Here is a 20,071-nt window from a genome sequence, read left to right as displayed (position 1 = left end):
CGGGCAGCGCCTGCGCTCACGCATTCCGCGGTGGCAGCACCCGTCCCAGATAGGGCGCCGTAGCGCTCCCCGCGACGCCCGCCACCTCCGTCGGTGTGCCCGCCGCCACGATCCGCCCGCCCGCGTCCCCGCCGCCCGGCCCCAGGTCGATGACCCAGTCCGCGCCCGCGACGACCGACATGTCGTGCTCGACGACGATCACGGTGTGGCCGGCGTCGACGAGACCGTGCAGCTGCCGCATCAGGACCTCGACGTCCGCCGGGTGCAGACCTGTGGTCGGCTCGTCGAGGAGATAGAGGGTGTGGCCGCGGCGGCCACGCTGCAACTCGCTCGCCAGCTTGATGCGCTGCGCCTCGCCGCCGGACAGTTCGGTGGCGGGCTGGCCCAGGCGGAGGTAGCCGAGGCCCACGTCGAGCAGGGTGGTGAGACTGCGCGCCACCGCCGGGGTGTCCGCGAAGAACTCAGCCGCGCTCTCCACCGTCAGGTCCAGCACCTGAGCGATGTTCCGGCCCCGGTACGTCTCACTTGGAGCGTCTCCGGGTTGTAGCGGTCCCCGCCGCAGTCCGGACACGGCGCGTACGTACTCGGCAGGAACAGCAGCTCGACGCTGACGAACCCCTCGCCCTGGCAGGTTTCGCAGCGCCCGCCGGCGACGTTGAAGGAGAAGCGGCCGACGCCGTAACCGCGGGTCTGCGCCTCCTCGGTGGCCGCGAACACCCTGCGTACGACGTCGAAGAGGCCCGTGTAGGTGGCGAGGTTGGAGCGTGGCGTGCGGCCGATGGGCTTCTGGTCGACGGAGACCAGCCGTTCCACACCCGCCAGGTCCTCGGTGATCTCGCCGATGAGCGTTGACTTGCCGGACCCGGACACGCCGGTGACCGCGGTGAACACACCGAGCGGGAACTCGGCCGTCACCCCGCGCAGGTTGTGCCGGGTGACCGGCCCGACCTTCAACTGGGCGCGAGCGGTGCGTACTTGGCGTACGGCGGTGGGGGAGCGGTCGAAGAGGAACCGGGCCGTCGCGGACTGCGGGACCGAGGCCAGTTCCGCCACCGGCCCGCTGTGCAGCACCTCTCCGCCGTGCTCGCCCGCGTTCGGGCCCACGTCCACCAGCCAGTCGGCGCCGCGCACGACGTCGAGGTGGTGCTCCACCACGAACACCGAGTTGCCCGAGGACTTCAGCCTCTCCAGGACGGTCAGCAGGGCCTCGGTGTCCGCCGGGTGCAGGCCGGCGGACGGCTCGTCGAGGACGTAGACGACGCCGAACAGTCCGGAGCGCAGCTGCGTGGCCAGGCGCAGCCGCTGCAGCTCGCCCGCCGAAAGGGTGGGTGTGGAGCGGTCCAGGCTGAGGTAGCCGAGGCCGAGTTCGAGGACCGGTGCGATACGGGAAGTGAGGTCCTCGGTGAGGACGCGGGCGGTCTCGTCGCCCGCCACCAGACAGCCCGCGAGGTCGGTCAGCGGCAGCGCGGCCAGCTCGGCGATCGTACGGCCCGCGAAGGTGACGGCCAGCGCCTCCGGACGCAGCCTGCTGCCGCCGCACGCCGGGCAGGGCGCGCTGGTCAGGAAGCGTTCGGCCCTGACCCGGAGGGTGGGGCTCTTGGAGTCGGAGAAGGTCTTCAGGACGTATCGGCGGGCGCTCATGTACGTGCCCTGGTAGGGCCGTTGGATGCGGTCCGCGTCGCGTACCGGGTGGACCGTGACGACCGGCTGCTCGTCGGTGAAGAGGATCCATTCCCGCTGGTCGGCCGGGAGTTCGCGCCACGGCCGGTCCACGTCGTGGCCGAGCGCGTCCAGGATGTCCCGGAGGTTCTTGCCCTGCCAGGCACCCGGCCACGCGGCGATCGCGCCCTCGCGGATCGACAGCGACGGGTCGGGGACCAGCAGTTCCTCGGTCGTACGGTGGACCTGGCCCAGGCCGTGGCACTCCGGGCAGGCGCCGACGGCCGTGTTGGGGGAGAAGGCGTCGGAGTCGAGGCGTGCGGCGCCGGGCGGGTAGTCGCCGGCCCGGGAGAACAGCATCCGCAGGGAGTTCGACAGGTTGGTGACCGTGCCGACGGACGAGCGGGACGTCGGGGCCGAGCGGCGCTGCTGGAGCGAGACCGCGGGCGGCAGCCCGGTGATCTCGCCGACCTTCGGCGCGCCGACCTGATGGATCAGGCGGCGCGCGTACGGGGCGACGGACTCGAAGTAGCGGCGCTGGGCCTCGGCGTAGATGGTGCCGAAGGCGAGCGAGGACTTGCCGGACCCGGACACTCCTGTGAACACGGTCAACACGTCCCGCGGAATGTCGACGTCCACGCCCTTGAGGTTGTGCTCGCGGGCGCCGCGGACGCGGACGTACGGGTCGTGTGGGTCGTGCATGAACGGGAGCTCCGTACGGGTCTTCGGCTACGGCGGGACAAACGCCGCGATTCTAAGCCGTCGGCGTCGCCTGTGGGGCGTCGTCCCAGCTCACGCCGGGTAGGGCGCGGCCTCGCGGGCCGAGCGCAGTGCCCCGGCCCACCAGGCCAGCTGCTCCAGCAGCGTCTTGGCGTACCCGGCGGCGTCGGGGTCGAGGGGACGACCGTCCTGCCAGGCGGTGAAGTAGTTCGGGAAGGCGAGACCGTCGCGGATCGTCACCGCGTGCAGCTCGGTCAGCACGTTCTCCAGGTGCAGCACGGCATGCCGGCCGCCTGCCGCGCCGCCGTAGCTGACGAAGGCGACGGGCTTGGCCGTCCACTGGGTGAAGTGCCAGTCGATGGCCGCCTTCAGTGAGGCGGGATAGCTGTGGTTGTACTCCGGTGTGACCACGACGAACGCGTCGGCGCCCTCCAGAGCCGACGTCAGTGGCGCCATCCCGGCCGGACGGGGATAGGCGTCACCGGCGAACTTCGGCGACTCCGCAGGCAGCGCCAACGGGATGTCGACCTCGGCCAGATCGACGACCTCCACATCGAAACCACCGTGAGCGCCCGCCTGTTCGGCCACCCACGAGGCCACCGCCGGGCCGAAACGTCCGTCCCGGACGCTTCCGACGATGATCACCAGCTTGTGCTTGCTCTGCTCGTTGTTGTCCATGCCCACCACGATCACGCCGCGCCCTGACGCCAGCCAGACCGTGCTCAGGCTGGCCCCCGCAGGGCCAGGCTGAGCCCTCCGCGATCAGCGGACCGCGGCCTATGCTCGCCCCATGGGCACGCCGTTGGGGGACTTCATCAGGGCCAAGCGCGACAGCATCCAGCCCGAATCGCTGGGACTGCCGAACCACGGCCGCCGCCGCTCACCCGGACTGCGACGGCTGGATCTCGCCGCGCGGGCCGGCATCAGCGTCGAATACCTCACCCGCATGGAGCAGGGCCGCGACCGCAACCCCTCGGTGGCGGTGGTGAACGCGCTCGCCGATGCGCTCAGCCTCGACCCGGCCGAGCGCAACCACCTGCGCTACCTCGCGAAGATCAGCGGCGGCGAGTGTCTCGCCCACACCCAGCCGGCGCCACCGCGCCGCGAGGTCCGTCCTTCGGTCCTGGAGACTCTCCGCCTCCTCGAGCCGGGCATCGCCATGGTCACCAACCGGCTGGGCGACGTCCTCGCCCACACCAGCGGCTACGAGTCGGTGATGAGCGGCACCGGAGTGCTCGACGCGGACACCCCGAACCTCACCCGCTACGTCTTCACCGACGCCCGCGCCCGGACGTTCTTCGCCGACTGGGACGACGTCGCCGACCAGCAGGCCTTCGACCTGTGGCTCGCACCGTCCGTCGAGAGTTCCGAATGGTTCAGCACCGAACTCGCCCCCGTCGCCGGCCCCGACTTCACACGCCGCCTGCACCGTCACGTGGTTCCGCAGCGCGGGGACCTCCGCCTCAACCACCCGGCCGGATGCGAGCTCCGGCTGGTCCGCGAGATGCTCGAACTCCCCTCGGACGCCCAGCAGTTGGTCGTCCTGCTGCCCGCCGACGAACAGACGGCCCAGGCCGTCGAACAACTCCGCCGCCGCTCCCGCGGTGGGCTCCGGGCCATTTCGTAGAGCCGGCCAACCGTCCTTGATCGGTTCGTCTGTTTCGCGCGCGGGATCGGCTTCGAGCTGGTGTGCTGGACCCTGGGGCTTTCGCCCCTTTCCCGCCATCCCGGAGTGACATTTCCCGCCCACCCCGGAGGGACAGACGACATCCCGGAGGGACAGATGAGCAGTACCTATCGAGTCGCGCAGGCCATCGAGGCCGGCGGCCCGTTCCAGATCGTCGAGCGCGAGGTGCCGCAGCCGGGCCCCGGCCATGTACGGGTGGCGGTGGAGGCCTGCGGGGTCTGCCACAGCGACACCCTCTTCGTGAACGGCGGAGTGCCGGGCATCAGTTTCCCGGTGGTCCCCGGACACGAGATCGCCGGACGGATCGACGCGCTCGGCGAGGGCGCCGAGGAACGGGGCTGGCAGGTGGGCGACCGGGTGACGGTCGGCTGGTTCGGCGGCAGCTGCGGCCACTGCACGCCCTGCCGGCAGGGCGACTTCATCGTCTGCGTGAACCTCAAGGTGCCCGGCTGGGCGTACGACGGCGGCTTCGCCGAGATGCTGGTCGCGCCGGCCGACGCCCTGGCCCGGATCCCCGACGCCCTGTCCGCGAATGATGCCGGGCCCATGGCCTGCGCGGGCGTGACGACCTACAACGGGTTGCGGCGCAGCGCGGCCCGCCCGGGTGATCTGGTCGCGGTGCTGGGTCTGGGCGGCCTGGGTCACCTCGGCGTGCAGTACGCGGTGGCGATGGGCTTCGAGACCGTGGCGATCGCCCGCGGGGCCGAGAAGGCCGACTTCGCCAAACAGCTCGGCGCCCACCACTACGTCGACAGCACGGCTGCCACGCCCGTCGCGGAGGCGCTGCAGTCCCTCGGCGGCGCCAGGGTCGTGCTGGCCACGGCGGGCAATTCCCAGGCCATCACGGCCACCGTGGACGGGCTGGCGCCCCGCGGTGAACTCGTGGCCATCGGGGCGGACCCCGAACCCCTGGGCATCAGCCCGCTCCAGCTGCTCATGAGCGGCAGGATCGTCCGCGGCCATCCGTCCGGCACCGCGCAGGACGTGCAGGACACCATGGCCTTCAGCGCCCTGCACGGCATCCGCCCGATGACCGAGACCGTGCCCCTGGACCAGGCCGGCGAGGCCTACCAGAAGATGCTCTCCGGCACCGCCCGCTTCCGCATGGTGATCACTACCGGGAGGTGATACGGGCCAGGCGCCGGTACGACTCGACCAGCGCCGCACGGTCGTACGTACTGGTGGTGACCAGCACCTCCTGTGCGCCCGTCTCCTTCAGCACCGTCTCCAGTTCGTGCGCGACCTGCTCCTCGGTGCCCGCGATGTGGCCGGCGAGCCCGGACTCGTAGAACCCGCGCTCCTTCCCGGTCATCGCGAGCCCCTCGACTCGCTCGGCGGGCGGCAGCGGCGGGAAGGTGCCGTGCGTGCGGGAGTACGCCATCGACCACGCCTCCGGGACCAGCAGCCGCCGCGCCTCTTCGGGCGTGGCGGCCACGGCGACCGTGCCGGAGACGACGACGTACGGTTCGCTCGCCCACGGGGAGGGCCGGAAGCGGTCGCGGTAGTGGTCGATGCCGCGCTGCATCTTCTCGCGGTTGCGGAGGTCGCCGATGACCATCGGCAGGCCCGCGCGGGCCGCAACCGCGGCGCCCTCGCCCATGGCCAGCACGAACGGCGGCACGGTCAGGCCCTCCGCGGGGCGCGCATGCACGCCCGTCGGGGACGTCCCGCGGAACCAGCCGAGCAGTTCCTCCAGCTGCGCCCCGAAGTCCTCGGCGTCGTCCTTGTCCCTACCCAGCGCCTTGCGCACCCCGCCGGTGAAGCCGACCGACCGCCCGAGCCCCATGTCGATCCGCCCGGGAAAGAGGGACTCCAGAACCCCGAACTGCTCGGCCACGACAAGGGGTTGGTGGTTGGGCAGCATCACGCCGCCCGTGCCGACCCGGATCTGGCGCGTGGCACCCGCCACGGCGGCGGCCAGCACGGTGGGCGCCGAACCGGCCACGCCCGGCACCCCGTGATGCTCGGACACCCAGAAGCGGTGATAGCCGAGATCCTCCAGCTCCTGGGCCAGCCGCACGGTGTCACGCAGCGCCTCCGCGTCCGTGTGGCCCTCGCGGGTGCGGGAGCGGTCGAGGACGGAGAAGGGGGTGGTGGCGATCAGGGAACTCACACGGGGTTCAACGCGTGACGGGCCACGGCATTCCCGCCCGCCGGGTGGCTGCCGGTCACGTGACGTCCTGGTGATCCTCCGGTGCCTTCTCCAGCTGCACCTCGTCCGGGGCGGGCTCGGCCGCCAGGAGCTTCTCGGCGCGCTGGTCGATGGTGCGGGTCAGCGCCAGCTGGGCCACCCCGAACACGACGGCGTACGCCATGACGCCACGCCACGAGTCGGGTGCCTGGATCACGGGCAGGGCGGCGGTGTCCACCAGCACCAGCCCGGTCACCGCGGTCAGGGCGCCGATGGGCAGCTTGATGAGCTCCTGGAACAACGGCAGCCCGTACGGGTTCCAGCTGCCGCCCATCTGCTGGAGCCGCGCCGCGACGTGCAGGGCGGCGCCGAGCACGCCGAGCAGCATGACCGCACCGACCTCGCGCACACCGGGCGCCAGAGCGTCCGGGCAGTTGCGGCCCGCTTCGCAGACGGGGACGGCACCGTCGACCCACAGCGGCGCACAGGACGGAGGCGACGAGGAGGCAGAGGAACGGGCCGGCCCGGATGAGCCGGTTGCGGAAGTTGCGGCTGCGCACCGCGCGCTCCTCCTGGAGGGCGCGCCCACGGTGGCGTGCCGCGCTGTCACACCGCTTGCACTCGAGCATCCTCAGATGTGCGGACCGTGTCCAGGATGTCGGCAGGAGTCGGCAGATGACGGGTTTGGTGCTCGTGCTCGCAGATGTCGTCGATGCCGTACGTGTCCCATGCGGGGAACGGGTCGACGTCCGGAAGGTGCTCGCCGGTCCGCATGAGGCAGTCCGCCAGGGCGGCTTGAACCCTGTCCGCGTTCAACTGCACGCCGATCAGGACCAGTTCCTGCGCGTACGGCGCCTCGGGATCGCGCGCGGCCGACGGCTCGAAGCGGGCCACGGAACCGGCCTGCGACCACAGTCCCGTCACTCCGGAGCGGCCCGCCAGGGTGAAGAAGCCCTTCGAGCGCAGGACGTGTCCGTACGCGCCGCTGTCCAGCCCCTCGGTCACGAAGGTCCACAACCGACCGGGATGGAAGGGAAGTTCGGAGCGGAAGACGGTCGAGGAGATGCCGTACTCCTCCGTCTCGGGTACGTGGTCGCCGTTGAGCTCCCGCACCCAGCCCGGCGCCTGCTGGGCGCGTTCGAGGTCGAACAGGCGGGTGCCGAGGACCTGGTGCAGGTCCACGCGTCCGTGGGTGGCCGGGACGATGTGGGCGAGGGGGTTGAGGCGGGCGAGTGTCGCCCACAGCCGGTCGGCGGCCTGGGAATCCACCAGGTCCAGTTTGTTGAGGACGATGACGTCAGCGAACTCGACCTGGTCGACGAGGAGATCGCTGACGGTGCGCTCGTCGTCCTCGTACGGGGCGAGTCCGCGCTCGGCGAGTTCGTCACCGCCCTCCAGTTCCGGCAGGAAGTTCGCCGCGTCCACGACCGTGACCATGGTGTCCAGTTCGGCGACATCTCCCAGGGTGGCGCCGTCGTCGCGGGCGAAGGCGAAGGTGGCGGCGACCGGCATCGGTTCGGAGATGCCGGACGACTCGATCAGGAGGTGGTCGAAGCGGCCCTCGCGGGCCAGCCGGTCGACCTCTTCCAGCAGGTCGTCGCGCAAGGTGCAGCAGATGCAGCCGTTCGTCATCTCGACGAGGCGTTCCTCGGTCCGCGAGAGCGCTGCCTCGCCGCCGCGCACCAGCGCGGCGTCGATGTTGACCTCGCTCATGTCGTTGACGATGACGGCCACCCGCAGGCCCTCGCGGTTCGCGAGGACATGGTTGAGCAGCGTGGTCTTGCCCGCCCCCAGGAAGCCGGACAGGACGGTGAGGGGCAGGCGGGTGTACGGCTTGTCGTACGGCATTGCGGGCTCAGCCTTCGGGGCGCAGCAGCCCGCGCTCGTACGCCCTGACCAGGTGCTGTGGCACGAGGTGGCGCACGCCGTCGAGGGTGAGCGGGACGAGCTGCGGGGTGGCCGCCTTCCACTGGGCGCGGCGGTGGCGGGTGTTGCTGCGGGACATCTTCCGCTTGGGGACAGCCATGGGAAACCTCCTCGGTGGGCAAGCACCGAGGACGCTACATGAAAATGGATCCCATTAACAATTGGGTGGTCGGCGGTTCACCGGCGGCTGCGCACGCGTGCGTCCCGCGGCGGCTGGATGAACTGCAGCTCCAGCGTCACGGGCGGCTCGGCGATGCCCGGACCACCCGCCGCCGCCCAGCCGGCGACCTCCTCGGTGCAGTCGTCGTCCATGGCGAAGCCGACCCAGGTGGCCCGCCCGCCGGCCCGGCGCCCCGCCGCCGAGGGCTGGACGACGATGACGTTCGCCTGGTCGCAGGGGCCCAGGCAGTCGGTCGTACGGACCTGGAAGCCGTGCTCGGCCGCCGCGGCGCGCAGTCGGTCCAACTGCCAGGCGTGGTCGGTGCCGGGGTGCTTGCGCGCGTCGCCGCAGCAGCAGCCCCGGCAGACGACGAGGGTGCAGGGGCGCTGCTGGGCCGCGCCGATCAATGTGCGGCGCGGGGAGGGGAGGGCGGATGGCATGGGAGAAGCATGATCCATAGCCCCTGCGTCCCGCAGCACCGGGGCGGGTGATCAGAACCGGGCGCCGAGGGTCGCCCGGCCCCGCGGGGCCGGGAACTGCGGTGCCGACGGAAGCGAACCGCCGGGCGCGCGCGGCCCGCGAGTCGGCCGGGCCCGTGCTGAAGTCCGAAGCGGCGTTCCAAGAGCCGCCCAGGTTGCAGGAGTTGCCCTTGGGGAAGGTCGCCGGGCCGAGGGTGGCGGCGCGTCCGCCGTACCAGGACCAGGGTCTTCGGGGCGGCCGACACCTCGCCCGCAGTCCCTGATCCCGTCATCAGTGCCGGGCTCTCGACCGCCGCGGTCCGGGTCGCCGCATTCCTGTGCATAGGTTCTCCCGCCTGCGCCTTGGTGTCGCTCAGCAGTGGGCGCCGGCGGCGGGAAGTTTGCCCGCCACCGGCGCCCGGCCTGCGTAGGTGCACTGTCGGCGGGATGCGGAGCCGGAGTGCTCGGACTAGCCGCGTAGATCGTCGTGGTCCCGGTTGTTGCAGGCGTCGTCCAGCGCCTGGTCGGTTCCCGTTGCGAAGATGGGAACGAGCGCAAGGGCTTCCTTGCAGAGGCCGGTGGCAAGAGGGCTTCGGTGACTGACGGTGTTGATGTGGCCGCCGGAGTGGTTGCCGTTGTCCGCGTGGGCCGGGGCGGCGAGCGCGAGTCCGGTCATGGTGAGCGCGGCGAGCGCGCTGATCTTCTTCATAGCCGGGTCAACGACCTCGGATCGGCCCAGGTCACGCGGCTGCCCGAGGCCAATGCCGCGGGCCGCCGGCACGGCGGCGTCACCGCAGCCGGTCGACCAGAGCGAATGCTTCCTCGGTCTTGGGGTGGGTCCTGCCCAGCCGGGTCTGCAGGATCTGCGCGCCCCGGCGTGCGAAATCCACAGCGGCCGGGTTGTCCATCGCGTGCAGAACCTTGGCCTGGAAGATGAGGACGTAGCCGATGTACAGGTGATCCGGCGCGTAGACGGCCTCGCGGATCTGCAGTGCCCGTGAGATCAGCGGCAGAGCCGTCTCGTGGTCGCCCAGGTCGACATGGACGTTCGCCAGTGCAATCAGGTCGAAGCTTACGTACGGGTCGTTGGGCCCGTGCGCCGCCTCGTCGATCTGTAGCGCCCGCTCGGCCAGTGGCAGCGCCGCCCGGTGGTCACCGAGAAGGCACAGCGTCCGAGCCAGCGTGGCCAGGTCCGTCGCGATGGCGGGATCGTTGGCCGGCAGACAGTCCTCGTGCAGCCGCAGCGCGCGTTCCGCCAGTGGCCGTGCCCTCTCGGGAGCGTGGAGCTCCCGGTGGATCTGGGCCAGGGTGATCAGATCGAAGCCGGTCTCCGCATCCCGGCCCTCGAGCGACTCGTCGATCGCGAGGGCACGTTCACACAGAGGCAGCGCCATTTGGTAGTCCCCGATCTGGATCAGGAATTCCGACGCCAACCTCAACAGCACCGCCGTCTCCGCAGCGCACTCGGCGGGTGGATCGTCCTTGGTCACCGCAAGGACGTGCGGGAGCAGTTCCTGCCAGCGCGGCCGTGCGTCGGGTTCCCCGTGGATGTCGTGCGGCACGGCCGAGACCAGCGCCCGGCACAGCTGGACGCGGGCGTCGGTGTGCGTCTCCTCCGGCATATCGGCCCGGATGGCGGCCTGCACCAGCCGGTGCACCACCAGGGATGCGTTCCCGCGCCGCGCGAGCCCCAGACCGGCCAGGGCACCGACCGTCCTGTCCCACCCCAGCGGGTCGGCCGCGCCCACGTCCAGGATCTCGGCGCTGCGGGTGAAAAGGTCCAGCGGGATCGGCTCCGGCGCCAGCAGGGCACACAGCCTCAGCAGCCGCACCGCCTGTGGCTGCTGCGCCTGCAGCCTTTGCACACTGAGCTGCCACAGGGCCGCGACCTTCACCGCCGACGGGTCTCCCGGCGCACGCAGCGAGACCATCTCCTCCAGCTGGGACGTCACCAGCGCCAGATAGTCGTCGGGCGGCGTCTGGTTGTAGTCCATGTGTCCGGCTGCCTGCTCCAACGCCAGGGGCAGGTCTCCCAGTTCCTCGGCGATCCGGTCCGCCACCGCCGCCGTCAGGCTGGGCACCCGATGGGTCAGCAGCCCCACCGACTCCTGCCTGGCGAACACGTCCAGGTCGATGAGACCGGCCCATCTCGGCCAGTTCCTCACCCTGGTGGTGACGATGACATGGCCGTTGCTCGCCAGGCCACCCGGCGGCAGCGCGTGGGTGAGCGTGTCCTGCTGCTCCCCGTTGTCGAAGATGATCAGCCAGGGCCTGCGGTCCACCAACTTGCCGTACACCCGCGGGATGACCTGGTCGAAGTCTGCTTCCGTCAGCCCCAGCTCCCCGGCCAGGGATACGAACTGCCCTGCCACCCGATCGGGGTTCTCGGCATGCACGAACGCGATGAACCGGTACTTCTCGAGGTAGCGATAGGCGTACTCGACCGCCAGCTGCGTCTTTCCGACCCCGCCCATCCCGTGCACGACCAGCCTCGCGACGTCATCCGCCGAGGTGAGGCGCTGCCGCAGCTCCCGCAGTGTGGCGTCGCGGCCTGTGAAGTCGGCGTTGCGCGGCGGCAGTTGGTACGTCATGGGCGCGGGCGGACTCTCACGACGGTCCCGGCGCGGCGCCTGCCACAGCCCGACCAGCGACACGGGTATCAGGAGGAGGAGCACCACCCACGGGTGGACCCGCACCAGGTCCAGCGGTCCCGGCCAATGGCTTTGCCCGGATGCCGCGTTGAAGGCGAGACTGCCGACGAACAGCATGAGCAGACCGGACACCACACCGGCCAGCGTTCGCCACATGGCTCCCTCTTCGGTACGACGGCTATCGGGACGATCAACAGCCTGCGTGATGTTATCCCAGGAGCCGCTGAGGAAACCGATCAAAGAGCCCGCCGAAGAGACAGCAGGAGTTGACCCGTGAGTGAGTGGCTGCTGCCCAGGACCTTCCGCAGTGCCTCCGGTGACATTCGCTGGAACAGCCTCGGGGAACCGGGACAGGCCCCGGTCGTCCTCTGTCACGGCACGCCCTTCTCCTCGTACGTCTGGCGGGCCGTGGCACGTTCGCTCGCGCGCCGGCACCAGGTGTTCGTGTGGGACATGCCCGGCTATGGCGCATCGCAGATGTACGCCGGGCAGGATGTCTCCCTGGCCGCCCAGGGCAGGGTGTTCGCCGAACTCCTGGCGCACTGGGGACTTGCCGAACCGCTGGTGGTGGCCCACGACTTCGGCGGTGCCGTCTCCCTGCGGGCGCATCTGCTGCACGGAGCCCGCTACCGGGCGCTCGCCCTCGTCGACCCGGTCGCGCTGGCACCGTGGGGATCGCCGTTCTTCAGGCTGGTCGGCGGGCACTGGGAGGTCTTCGAGCAACTGCCGCCCGCCCTGCACCGCGCGCTGGTACGCGAGTACATCGGCTCCGCCAGCAGCCCCGGCCTGCACCCCGCCGTGCTGGACCGGCTCGCTCGGCCCTGGCTCGGGGAGGTGGGCCAGGCGGCGTTCTACCGGCAGATCGCCCAGGCGGACCAGCGCCACACCGACGAGATACAGGACCGCTACGGCGAGATCGGCATCCCGGCCCTGGTGTGCTGGGGCCAGGAGGACACCTGGATCCCCCCGGCGAAGGGCCACGAACTCACCGCCCGCATCCCGGGCGCGCGCCTCGAACCCATCACGGGCGCAGGCCACCTGGTCCAGGAGGACGCCCCCGCCGAACTCACCGCGGTCCTGGTCGACTTCCTGCAGAGCGCCCCTGACGCCTCCGACTGAGGCTTGGGCAAGGCAACAATCACTCCGCTGACCTGGGGTTGCGTTGTTTGGCCTGGAAGCGCGCCTTCTTCTGACGATTCCCGCACGTGTTCATGTCGCACCATTTCCGGGTGCGGCTTTGGCTGGTGTCGAAGAAGGCCGCTCGGCAGGTCGGTGATGCACACAAGGCCAGTTTGCCGTCGCGTTCGCCCGCGATGATGCTGATCGCGTCGGCGGCGATCACACCGAGGGCGTCTTCCACGAGGGACGCCGAACCGAGCCGCCACTGCCGCTTGCCCTCGGCTGTCAGGAACGCCGAGGCCCGGCCCTGGGCGCTGCGGTCGTTGATGACCAGGACAGCAGGCGCGGGGAGCGCGTCCTGGAGCGCGGCCGCTGTCGCGACGGCGTGGATCGACTCCCTCAGTTCCCGGGCGAGGTCGAGCTGGGCAGGGGTGCAGGAGTCCACTGCGAGGCCGCTCACGGTCAGCCAGTCGACGAGTCGCTGCGGCGTGGGAATGCGCTCCACGGCGTTGCCGTGACGCTCCGACAGAGTCCCCGTGAAGCTGGTCGCAAGGACGCTGCCGAGGCGGAAGTCAGGGAACCCATCGCGCATGGAACCACCTTAGCCGGTTGCAGTGCGCCTCGGAGAACTGCTAGAACCGTCTTAGCCAGTTCCGCGATGGCCAGGAGGTCTCATGCCCCGTCCAGCCAACGACGTACAAGCATTCGAAGCCCACGCGACTGACGCCGACCTCGACGATCTACGCGCGCGATTGGCCGCGGCGCGGCTACCGGAGGCCGAGACGGTCTCTCGCGCCGCGCCCGGCCCTCGCCGCTGGGAACAGGGCGTACCTCTCGCCGACCTCGTCGATGTCGTGAACTACTGGCGCACCGGGTACGACTGGCGGACGTTCGAAGAGCGCCTCAACCGGATTGGCCAGTTCCGCACGACCGTCGGCGATCTGGGAATCCACTTCCTGCACCGCCGATCCGCGCGCGGGGACGCCACGCCTCTGATCCTGACGCACGGCTGGCCGGACAGCATCGCCCGGTTCATCGATGTGGTGGACGAGCTGGCGGATCCAAAGGACGCAGACGCGCCCGCGTTCCACGTCGTGGTCCCCTCGCTGCCGGGATTCGGTTACAGCGACAAGCCCGCCACCACCGGGTGGGGAACCGAAAAGATCGCGGCCGCTTGGGTGGAACTGATGGGGCGGCTCGGCTACAGCAAGTTCCTGGCCCACGGCGGCGACTGGGGAGGCAACATCACCACGGTTCTCGGCGGCAGGTTCCCGGCGCACGTTCTCGGTATCCACACGACGTTCGCGGAGGGACCGCCTGGGCTGTCCACGGACGGGCTGACGGCCGTCGAGCGCCGGTGGGCCGAGGAGACCCGCGATTTCTGGCGTCACCGGGCGGCCTACGCGAAGCAGCAGGCGACCCGGCCGCAGACCATCGGCTACTCGCTCGTCGACTCGCCGGTCGGCCTTCTCGCCTGGATCCTCGACAAGTTCGCCGAGTGGTCGGACACCGAGGACAGCCCGTTCGAGACGATCTCCAGGGACCGCGTTCTCGACGACGTCACCCTGTATTGGCTGACGCGGACGGGTGCGTCGGCGGCCCGCATCTACTACGAGAGCCACAACTCGCTCGACCCCGGGCTTCGGGTCGACGTGCCGTCAGCACTCACCATGTATCCCCGCGACGTCGAGAAGTGCCCGCGCCCCTGGGCACAGGAGCGGTACCGGCAGATCGTCCGATGGAGTTCGCCCGAAACCGGGGGACATTTCCCGGCGCTGGAAGTTCCCGAGTATTTCGTCAAGGACCTGCAAGAGGGCCTCGCGGCCGTGCTGGCAGCCCCTCGCTGATCGTCGACACACATCGCTCGCTCCCACCTTCGGAGTCACGCCCTGAACCGGGAAAGCGGGACAGATCTAGGGTGGGCGTGTGACCGACAGCAGCAAGCGCCCGATCGCTGTGTTCGACCTGGACAACACCCTCGCCGACACGGCCCACCGCCAGCGGTTCCTGGAACGCAAGCCGCGCGACTGGGACGCGTTCTTCGCCGCCGCACCGGCCGATCCGCCGATCCCGGAGGGCATCGCGCTGGTCCTGGAGAGTGCGAAGGAGTGCGAGATCGTCTATCTCACCGGCCGGCCCGAGCGCTGCCGACGCGACACGCTGACCTGGCTCGCCGCGCAGGGCCTGCCCGACGGGCGCCTCCACATGCGCCGCAACGACGACCGCAGGCCCGCCCGCCGCACCAAGCTGGAGATCCTGCGCAGCCTGGCCCGCACCCGGGACGTCCGCGTGCTCGTGGACGACGACGAATTGGTGTGCGAGGACGCCGAACGGGCCGGCTTCCCGGTCGTACTGGCCCACTGGATCGCCCCCTCGTCCGCCCTGGAGACGGCGCAGGAGGCGGAGGGGCGGACCTGAGCGGTCCTGCCAGGGATCCTGCCGCCGGGCACCTCCTCGGCGGCCGACTGAGGTGCCCCGGCGCGTCATGCACCAGTGCGACGACCGGCGGGCCCTCGCGGCTGGCCCGGTGGGCGCCTCCTGCCCGGCGTGTTGGGCGCCTGTCCGCGCGGGTTCGTCGGGCTTGGTGCGCCCGGCAGGTTCGGCGCGGCCGCAGTGCCGTCGGCGGTGGCAGGTCGACTTCGCCGGACTGCGCGGCATGCTTGTCCGCAAGCGGGTGTGCGGGCCGGCTCATCTACCTGGTCCAGCGGATGTTGGTCCTCGGGGCGGCGTGTTTGCGGGGCTCGTGGGCTCATCCGCGGGCTGGTCTTTGTCGCCGGCCCGACTGGTGCGAGCGCGGAGGCCGGTTCGTCTGGCGCAGCCCGCCGACGGCGTCGTCTGTTCGCCCTGCGGGCCTCTCCACGGGCCGTCCTGCCCACCCGGCTTGGGCTCCAAGCCGGAGGGCGCCCTCTGGCCGGATGCGAATGGTCTGGCCGCAGGCCGACCCGTCTGCCCGGCCCATCCGGCGCTCGCCCGGAACCTGCTTGGTCTGCCTGGCGGGTCCGGTGCCCGCCCGAACCTGTGCCGTCTGCCCTGGAAGGGAGGTTCGCCGGCCCGTTCGGTGCCTGCCCGGAACCTGCTTCAACTGCTCGGCCCGTCCAGCGCTCGCCATGAGCTGTTCCGTCTGCCCGGTGGGTTCGGCGGCCGCCGAACCCACCCCGTCAGGACGACTCGTCCAAACGGAAGCCCACCTTCAGGCCGACCTGCCAGTGGGCGATCTGGCCCTCTTCGATCTGGCCCCTGACCTGGGTGACTTCGAACCAGTCCAGGTTGTGGAGGGTCTGCGAGGCGCGGGTGATGCCGTTGCGGATGGCCTGGTCGACTCCCTCGGGTGAGGTGCCGACGATCTCAGTGACCCGGTAGGTGTGGTTCGTCATGCGGGTACTCCTCTCCGCCGTGACACCTGCGTCACGCGTCACTCCACCGTGCCCCAAGGCGGCGCGGAGCGCGACACGTCCGGGCCGCTTTCCTGCCCCCGCCCGCGCCGTGCACGCCGTCGTGAGCGGGCGCCCTTGGCCCGGGGTTTGCGGGCGTCCTCGTCGCGGCCGGGCGGAGGCGGGTCGGACGGGCGGTCGTTCCAGGACTCGTATCCGTGGAGCCCGTCGAAACCGGCCGGCGGCGCCCCCTGTGCGGCGATGGACGCAGCCGCGATGCTGTGCCGTGATGAGGAGGCCTCTTTCACGGCGGCCAGGGCCAGGGCCAGGGTCTCGGTGTCGGGTTGCTCTGCCGCAGTCCGGTAGGTGATCGTGTCCGGCAGCATGACGAGCGACGTCGTGCCGGACTGCTCTCTGGCGGGGCGCAGCTGGACGCGGATGCCGTGCCGGCCCGCCAGTCTGCCGACCACGAACAGTCCCATGTGCTGGGAGATGTCGGCGTCCACGGTCGGCGGATTGGCCAGCTTGCGGTTGATCGTCGCGAAGTCCTCCGCCGGCAGGCCGATGCCCTGGTCGTGGATCTCGAGCATGATGCGGCCGTCCGGCAGCTGGACGGCGGTCACCCGGACCTCCGAGTGCGGGGAGGAGAACGAGGTGGCGTTCTCCAGCAGCTCGGCCAGCAGATGGACGAGGTCGGTCACGGCCCGGCCGTGGATCTCGGCCTCCGGTACGCCGGAGAAGGTGATGCGCTCGTACTGCTCCACCTCGGAGGAGGCGGCACGGATGACGTCGATCAGCGGCAGGGGCCGGTCCCACTGGTGGGCGGGTTTCTCGCCGCCGAGTACGAGGAGGTTCTCGCCGTTGCGACGGACCCGGGTGGCGAGATGGTCCAGCCTGAACAGGTTCTCCAGCTGGTCCGGGTCGGTCTCGTGGTCCTCCAGGTCGGTGATCAGGGCCAGTTGACGCTCGATCAGGGACTGGTTGCGCCGGGACAGGTTGGTGAAGATCGTGTTGATGTTGCCGCGCAGCAGCGCCTGTTCGGCGGCGAGCCGCACGGCCTCACGGTGGACGTGGTCGAAGGCGCGGGCGACCTCGCCGATCTCGTCCGTGCTGGTGATCGGGATGGGGGCGACCCGCGAGTCGACCTGGACGGGGGTGGCCCGCGACAGCCGGGTGATCAGTGCGGGCAGCCGCTGTCCGGCGATCTCGATGGCGGAGGCACTCAACCGGCGCATACGGCGGCTCATCGTGCGCGCCACCCAGGCGGCGAGGAGGAAGGCGACCAGCACGGCCGCGAGGACGAGCAGCGCGTTGACGATCGCGTCACGACGGGCGTCGTCGGCGATGTCGCGGGCGCCCGCGAGGGCCGTGTCGGTGAGGTGGACCTCGATGCTGCGGTAGGCGTCGAAGCCGAGTGTGGAGGCGGCGAAGAACGACTCGGGCGTGATGCCCTCGGCGGCGAGCTGCGCGGTCGTCCGGCCGGCGGCGATCTCGCTGGTCATCTTGTCCAGGTCGGGCGGGGTGACGTAACTACGGCCTGCCGCCCTGGCCTTGGCCGCCGCGTCGGCGCGCTGCTGCGCACCCCGCGTGGCCGCGGCCGTCAGTGCCTTCCGCAGCCGTGCCATGTCGTCGGCGGTGCCGGCACCCGCGTACTCCTGGAGCGCGACCTTTTCGAGATAGGCGTACGAGCGGAAGGACGCGAGCTGGCTGTCCAGTTCGCCCGGGGCAAGGGTGCCGCGGTCCTCGGCCAGCAGATGGGTGCCGATGGAGCGGATCAGTGACTCGGCCGCCTGGGTCAGGGAGATGGCGTAGAGGGTGCGGCCGAAACTCGCCTGGTTGTTGCTGCCGAAGCCCAGCTCGTTCGAGATCTCCATCAGGGGGTGCTGGACGAGGTGGTAGCTCTCCTCCGTCTGCACACCGGTCAGGCGTGAGGTGAACGCGTTCGCGCGCACCGTCGGCAGCTGCTTCTCACCGGCGCGGACCAGGCCGACGCGCCGCAGGAGGCCGGCGTTCTGCGGCATGCGGTCGACGGCCCGGTCGAAGGCCCTGGCATCCTCGTCGGTGGTACTGCGGGCCTGCACGACCGCGGCGGCGTTGCGTTCGCCCTTCAGCAGCGGGATGACGGACACGTCACGCTCGTTGATCGCGTCGCTGGCGTACTTGTTCGCCGCCTGCACCAACTCGGCCACCCGGACTGCGTCGTCGGCTGCCTGCCAGGTGTCCACGGAGTGCTTGACCCGTATGCCGCCGAGGACGAGGGCGACGATGACCGGGATCAGCAGCACGGCCCTCAGACGCCTGGCCACGGGCCAGTTGCCGGTCAGGGACCTCCGCGGCGGGTCTTCGGATGTCGGGGAAACCGTGTTCGGCAAGGTCGTCCTATCGCTACGGGATCGCCTGACGTTCGACGCAGGCCCGGCATATCTCTTTACGTCCCGCCTACCACCCTGCGTTCACCCGGCGACCCAATAACGGCATTTTTCACGGGGCGAGTTGAGGCTTGTGCGCCGTGGGCGGCCGGCCGAGGAGCTCTTTGAACGCGGCCGTATAGGCGGCGGGGTTGTCATAGCCGAGCAGGGCCGCGATGCGGGTGACGGGCATGCCCGCGGCGAGGTGCTTCAGGGAGTGCAGGATGCAGGCACGCCGGCGCCACTCGGAGAAGGTCAGCCCGGTGCCGCTGCGGAACTGGCGGGCCAGGGTGCGTTCGCTGACGTTGAGGACCCCGCACCACCGTGCGGGCGGTTCATGGATGTCCGGCTTCTGCAGGAACGCCTCGCACAGACCGCGCAGCCGCGGCTCGGACGGCAGCGGCACGTCGAGGGGGAGCGGGGTGAGGTTCCTGAGCTCGTGGAGGAGGAGGGCGGCGAGTGCCGCGTCGCGGCTGTGCTCCGGGTAGCACGGCTCCATGTCGACGGCGGCCAGGATCAGCGCCCGTAGCAGGTCGGAGACGTCGACGGCCTGGCAGCGGGCGGGAAACCACGGCACGGCAGCAGGTTCGATGTAGAGACTGCGGGTGCTGACGCCCGCCATCGTGACCTGATGCCTGGTCCGGGGCGGGATCAGCACCGCGCGGGCCGTGGGGATCGTCCAGTTGCCGTCGTCCGTCTCGACCTGCATGACGCCGGTGGCCGCATACAGGACCTGGGCCCGGCGGTGCTCGTGCCAGACGAGCAGATGGTCGTGGGGATAGTCGGTGCCGATGGCGAGCACGGCACGGTCGAGGTCGTCCACCTCCGCGACCGGGATGTTGCGCATGCCGCGAGACTAAGCGCAACCACGCGGATGTGTCTGCTGCGCGTAGGAGACTGGCAATTCATCGATTGCCTGCCACGCCGCCCGATCCCTAGCGTCTGACCAGTGCTGATCTCCTTTTCCACCCTCCTGTTCTTCGGCTGCCTGACCGGCCTCACGACGGTCCTCTTCGGTTTCGGCGGCGGCTTCATCACCGTTCCCGTCGTCTACGGCGTTCTGAGTGTCACGGCGTGTTCTGCGGCCGACGCCATGCATGTCGCGGTGGCGACCTCGGCGGCGGTCATGGTCGTCAATGCCGTGGCGGCTGCGCTGGCCCAGTGGCGTCAGGGCCGACTGCACCGCGCGTATGTGTGGCCGCTGGCCGCGTTCATCGCCATCGGTGCGGCCGCCGGCTCCTTCGCGGCCACCCTGATCGGCGGTACGGCACTGCGACTGCTGTTCGCCGCCTATCTGCTCGTGACGATCGCCGACAGTGTGCTGCGCAAGGGCTTCCTCGCGGTGGCGCACCGGACGGGCCCGAAGCCGCTGGGCCGCGCCACGACCACCCTCGGCGGAACCGGAATCGGTCTCGTGGCCGCCGGCCTGGGCGTGGGCGGCAGCGTCATGACGGTCCCGCTCCTGCGCCGCAGGGGCCTGCCCATGGCCGAGGCGACCGCCATGGCCAACCCCCTCAGCGTCCCCGTCGCCGTGGCCGCGACCCTCGTCTACGCCCTCGCCCCGACCGCCCCGGCCTGCACGGGCCGACTCGGCTACGTCGACCTCACCGCGGGCGCCGCCCTCCTGCTCGGCTCGCTGCCCACCATCGCCCTGGCGAGGCGGCTCACCGCCCGGGTCCCGGACCGCGTCCACTCCATCGCCTACGTCGTGCTGCTTCTGGTCGTACTCGTCGTGATGGTGGCCGTGGAAGGCCGCCACCCCGTCGGATCCTGACCGGGGT

18 protein-coding genes and 1 pseudogene are annotated in these 20,071 nt (G+C 70.7%); 6 read left to right on the top strand and 13 right to left on the bottom strand.

Annotated elements, in window-relative coordinates:
* Positions 1-16: 16 nt before the first annotated feature.
* Both IH68_RS49815 and IH68_RS0115760 read right to left on the bottom strand, forming a co-directional pair.
* Positions 17-2,361 (bottom strand): annotated as a pseudogene (locus tag IH68_RS49815) (ATP-binding cassette domain-containing protein).
* A 90-nt stretch (positions 2,362-2,451) separates the two neighbouring features.
* Positions 2,452-3,057, bottom strand: coding sequence for an NADPH-dependent FMN reductase (locus IH68_RS0115760; protein ID WP_030935044.1), 606 nt, complete (start codon positions 3,055-3,057; stop codon positions 2,452-2,454).
* Between the two features lie 112 nt (positions 3,058-3,169).
* Between IH68_RS0115760 and IH68_RS0115755 the strand changes: the two genes are divergently transcribed.
* Together IH68_RS0115755 and IH68_RS0115750 are read left to right on the top strand one after the other, a co-directional pair.
* The gene (locus IH68_RS0115755) at positions 3,170-4,006 is read left to right on the top strand and encodes a helix-turn-helix domain-containing protein (RefSeq protein ID WP_030935041.1); all 837 of its coding nucleotides are present in this window, start codon (positions 3,170-3,172) and stop codon (positions 4,004-4,006) included.
* A 156-nt stretch (positions 4,007-4,162) separates the two neighbouring features.
* A complete protein-coding gene (locus IH68_RS0115750) occupies positions 4,163-5,194 on the top strand; it encodes an alcohol dehydrogenase (protein WP_030935037.1) in 1,032 nt (343 codons plus the stop codon).
* Here the strand turns inward: IH68_RS0115750 and IH68_RS0115745 are convergent.
* The 7 genes from IH68_RS0115745 to fxsT form a co-directional block, all read right to left on the bottom strand.
* Positions 5,181-6,179 (bottom strand): LLM class flavin-dependent oxidoreductase, encoded by a 999-nt coding sequence (locus IH68_RS0115745; RefSeq protein WP_030935034.1) that lies wholly within the window; start codon positions 6,177-6,179, stop codon positions 5,181-5,183. The genes IH68_RS0115750 and IH68_RS0115745 overlap by 14 nt on opposite strands.
* A 55-nt stretch (positions 6,180-6,234) precedes the next feature.
* Positions 6,235-6,606, bottom strand: a complete 372-nt coding sequence (locus IH68_RS0115740) for a hypothetical protein (protein ID WP_030935031.1) — start codon at positions 6,604-6,606, stop codon at positions 6,235-6,237.
* A 197-nt stretch (positions 6,607-6,803) separates the two neighbouring features.
* Positions 6,804-8,045, bottom strand: a complete 1,242-nt coding sequence (locus IH68_RS0115735) for a GTP-binding protein (protein ID WP_078912472.1) — start codon at positions 8,043-8,045, stop codon at positions 6,804-6,806.
* Between the two features lie 7 nt (positions 8,046-8,052).
* Positions 8,053-8,223: a 50S ribosomal protein L32 gene (gene rpmF, locus IH68_RS0115730; protein ID WP_030935026.1), complete on the bottom strand. Its 171-nt coding sequence runs from the start codon at positions 8,221-8,223 to the stop codon at positions 8,053-8,055.
* Between the two features lie 77 nt (positions 8,224-8,300).
* Positions 8,301-8,723: a hypothetical protein gene (locus IH68_RS0115725; protein ID WP_030935024.1), complete on the bottom strand. Its 423-nt coding sequence runs from the start codon at positions 8,721-8,723 to the stop codon at positions 8,301-8,303.
* 487 nt (positions 8,724-9,210) lie between these two features.
* Positions 9,211-9,450, bottom strand: coding sequence for a hypothetical protein (locus IH68_RS0115715; RefSeq protein WP_030935017.1), 240 nt, complete (start codon positions 9,448-9,450; stop codon positions 9,211-9,213).
* Positions 9,451-9,529: 79 nt separating this feature from the next.
* Positions 9,530-11,548 carry an FxSxx-COOH system tetratricopeptide repeat protein gene (fxsT, locus tag IH68_RS0115710; RefSeq protein ID WP_078912471.1) on the bottom strand — a complete coding sequence of 673 codons (2,019 nt, stop codon included), beginning with the start codon at positions 11,546-11,548 and terminating at the stop codon, positions 9,530-9,532.
* Positions 11,549-11,665: 117 nt separating this feature from the next.
* Here fxsT and IH68_RS0115705 point away from each other — a divergent pair, with 117 nt between their 5' ends.
* Positions 11,666-12,511 (top strand): alpha/beta fold hydrolase, encoded by an 846-nt coding sequence (locus tag IH68_RS0115705; protein ID WP_030935011.1) that lies wholly within the window; start codon positions 11,666-11,668, stop codon positions 12,509-12,511.
* A gap of 19 nt (positions 12,512-12,530) precedes the next feature.
* On the opposite strand, the gene IH68_RS0115700 is transcribed toward IH68_RS0115705, so the two are convergent.
* The gene (locus tag IH68_RS0115700) at positions 12,531-13,103 is read right to left on the bottom strand and encodes a CGNR zinc finger domain-containing protein (protein ID WP_030935009.1); all 573 of its coding nucleotides are present in this window, start codon (positions 13,101-13,103) and stop codon (positions 12,531-12,533) included.
* 82 nt (positions 13,104-13,185) lie between these two features.
* Between IH68_RS0115700 and IH68_RS0115695 the strand changes: the two genes are divergently transcribed.
* Both IH68_RS0115695 and IH68_RS0115690 read left to right on the top strand, forming a co-directional pair.
* Positions 13,186-14,358, top strand: a complete 1,173-nt coding sequence (locus IH68_RS0115695) for an epoxide hydrolase family protein (protein WP_030935007.1) — start codon at positions 13,186-13,188, stop codon at positions 14,356-14,358.
* Positions 14,359-14,437: 79 nt separating this feature from the next.
* Complete coding sequence (locus tag IH68_RS0115690) at positions 14,438-14,929, top strand: HAD family acid phosphatase (protein ID WP_030935005.1); 492 nt, start codon at positions 14,438-14,440, stop codon at positions 14,927-14,929.
* A 740-nt stretch (positions 14,930-15,669) separates the two neighbouring features.
* On the opposite strand, the gene IH68_RS0115685 is transcribed toward IH68_RS0115690, so the two are convergent.
* From IH68_RS0115685 to IH68_RS0115675, 3 genes are all read right to left on the bottom strand, one after another.
* Complete coding sequence (locus IH68_RS0115685; RefSeq protein WP_030935003.1) at positions 15,670-15,885, bottom strand: dodecin; 216 nt, start codon at positions 15,883-15,885, stop codon at positions 15,670-15,672.
* Between the two features lie 38 nt (positions 15,886-15,923).
* Complete coding sequence (locus IH68_RS0115680) at positions 15,924-18,188, bottom strand: nitrate- and nitrite sensing domain-containing protein (protein ID WP_078912470.1); 2,265 nt, start codon at positions 18,186-18,188, stop codon at positions 15,924-15,926.
* 175 nt (positions 18,189-18,363) lie between these two features.
* Positions 18,364-19,137 (bottom strand): AraC family transcriptional regulator, encoded by a 774-nt coding sequence (locus IH68_RS0115675; protein ID WP_030934997.1) that lies wholly within the window; start codon positions 19,135-19,137, stop codon positions 18,364-18,366.
* 102 nt (positions 19,138-19,239) lie between these two features.
* Here IH68_RS0115675 and IH68_RS0115670 point away from each other — a divergent pair, with 102 nt between their 5' ends.
* Positions 19,240-20,064, top strand: a complete 825-nt coding sequence (locus IH68_RS0115670; RefSeq protein ID WP_030934994.1) for a sulfite exporter TauE/SafE family protein — start codon at positions 19,240-19,242, stop codon at positions 20,062-20,064.
* Positions 20,065-20,071 lie beyond the last annotated feature (7 nt).

Origin of the sequence: Streptomyces sp. NRRL S-646 (assembly GCF_000720765.1) — a bacterium.
GTDB lineage: Bacteria > Actinomycetota > Actinomycetes > Streptomycetales > Streptomycetaceae > Streptomyces.
Note: the sequence above shows the minus strand (reverse complement) of the source record. Positions and strands in the feature narration are given on the sequence as shown.

What these genes read in the sequence shown, in the direction of transcription:
- IH68_RS0115685 (WP_030935003.1), bottom strand. Translation starts at nt 15,885, where the DNA reads ATGACGAACCACACCTACCGGGTCACTGAGATCGTCGGCACCTCACCC.
- IH68_RS0115725 (WP_030935024.1), bottom strand. Translation starts at nt 8,723, where the DNA reads ATGCCATCCGCCCTCCCCTCCCCGCGCCGCACATTGATCGGCGCGGCC.
- IH68_RS0115750 (WP_030935037.1), top strand. Translation starts at nt 4,163, where the DNA reads ATGAGCAGTACCTATCGAGTCGCGCAGGCCATCGAGGCCGGCGGCCCG.
- IH68_RS0115695 (WP_030935007.1), top strand. Translation starts at nt 13,186, where the DNA reads ATGCCCCGTCCAGCCAACGACGTACAAGCATTCGAAGCCCACGCGACT.
- IH68_RS0115700 (WP_030935009.1), bottom strand. Translation starts at nt 13,103, where the DNA reads ATGCGCGATGGGTTCCCTGACTTCCGCCTCGGCAGCGTCCTTGCGACC.
- IH68_RS0115675 (WP_030934997.1), bottom strand. Translation starts at nt 19,137, where the DNA reads ATGCGCAACATCCCGGTCGCGGAGGTGGACGACCTCGACCGTGCCGTG.
- fxsT (WP_078912471.1), bottom strand. Translation starts at nt 11,548, where the DNA reads ATGTGGCGAACGCTGGCCGGTGTGGTGTCCGGTCTGCTCATGCTGTTC.
- IH68_RS0115715 (WP_030935017.1), bottom strand. Translation starts at nt 9,450, where the DNA reads ATGAAGAAGATCAGCGCGCTCGCCGCGCTCACCATGACCGGACTCGCG.
- IH68_RS0115755 (WP_030935041.1), top strand. Translation starts at nt 3,170, where the DNA reads ATGGGCACGCCGTTGGGGGACTTCATCAGGGCCAAGCGCGACAGCATC.
- rpmF (WP_030935026.1), bottom strand. Translation starts at nt 8,223, where the DNA reads ATGGCTGTCCCCAAGCGGAAGATGTCCCGCAGCAACACCCGCCACCGC.
- IH68_RS0115760 (WP_030935044.1), bottom strand. Translation starts at nt 3,057, where the DNA reads ATGGACAACAACGAGCAGAGCAAGCACAAGCTGGTGATCATCGTCGGA.
- IH68_RS0115735 (WP_078912472.1), bottom strand. Translation starts at nt 8,045, where the DNA reads ATGCCGTACGACAAGCCGTACACCCGCCTGCCCCTCACCGTCCTGTCC.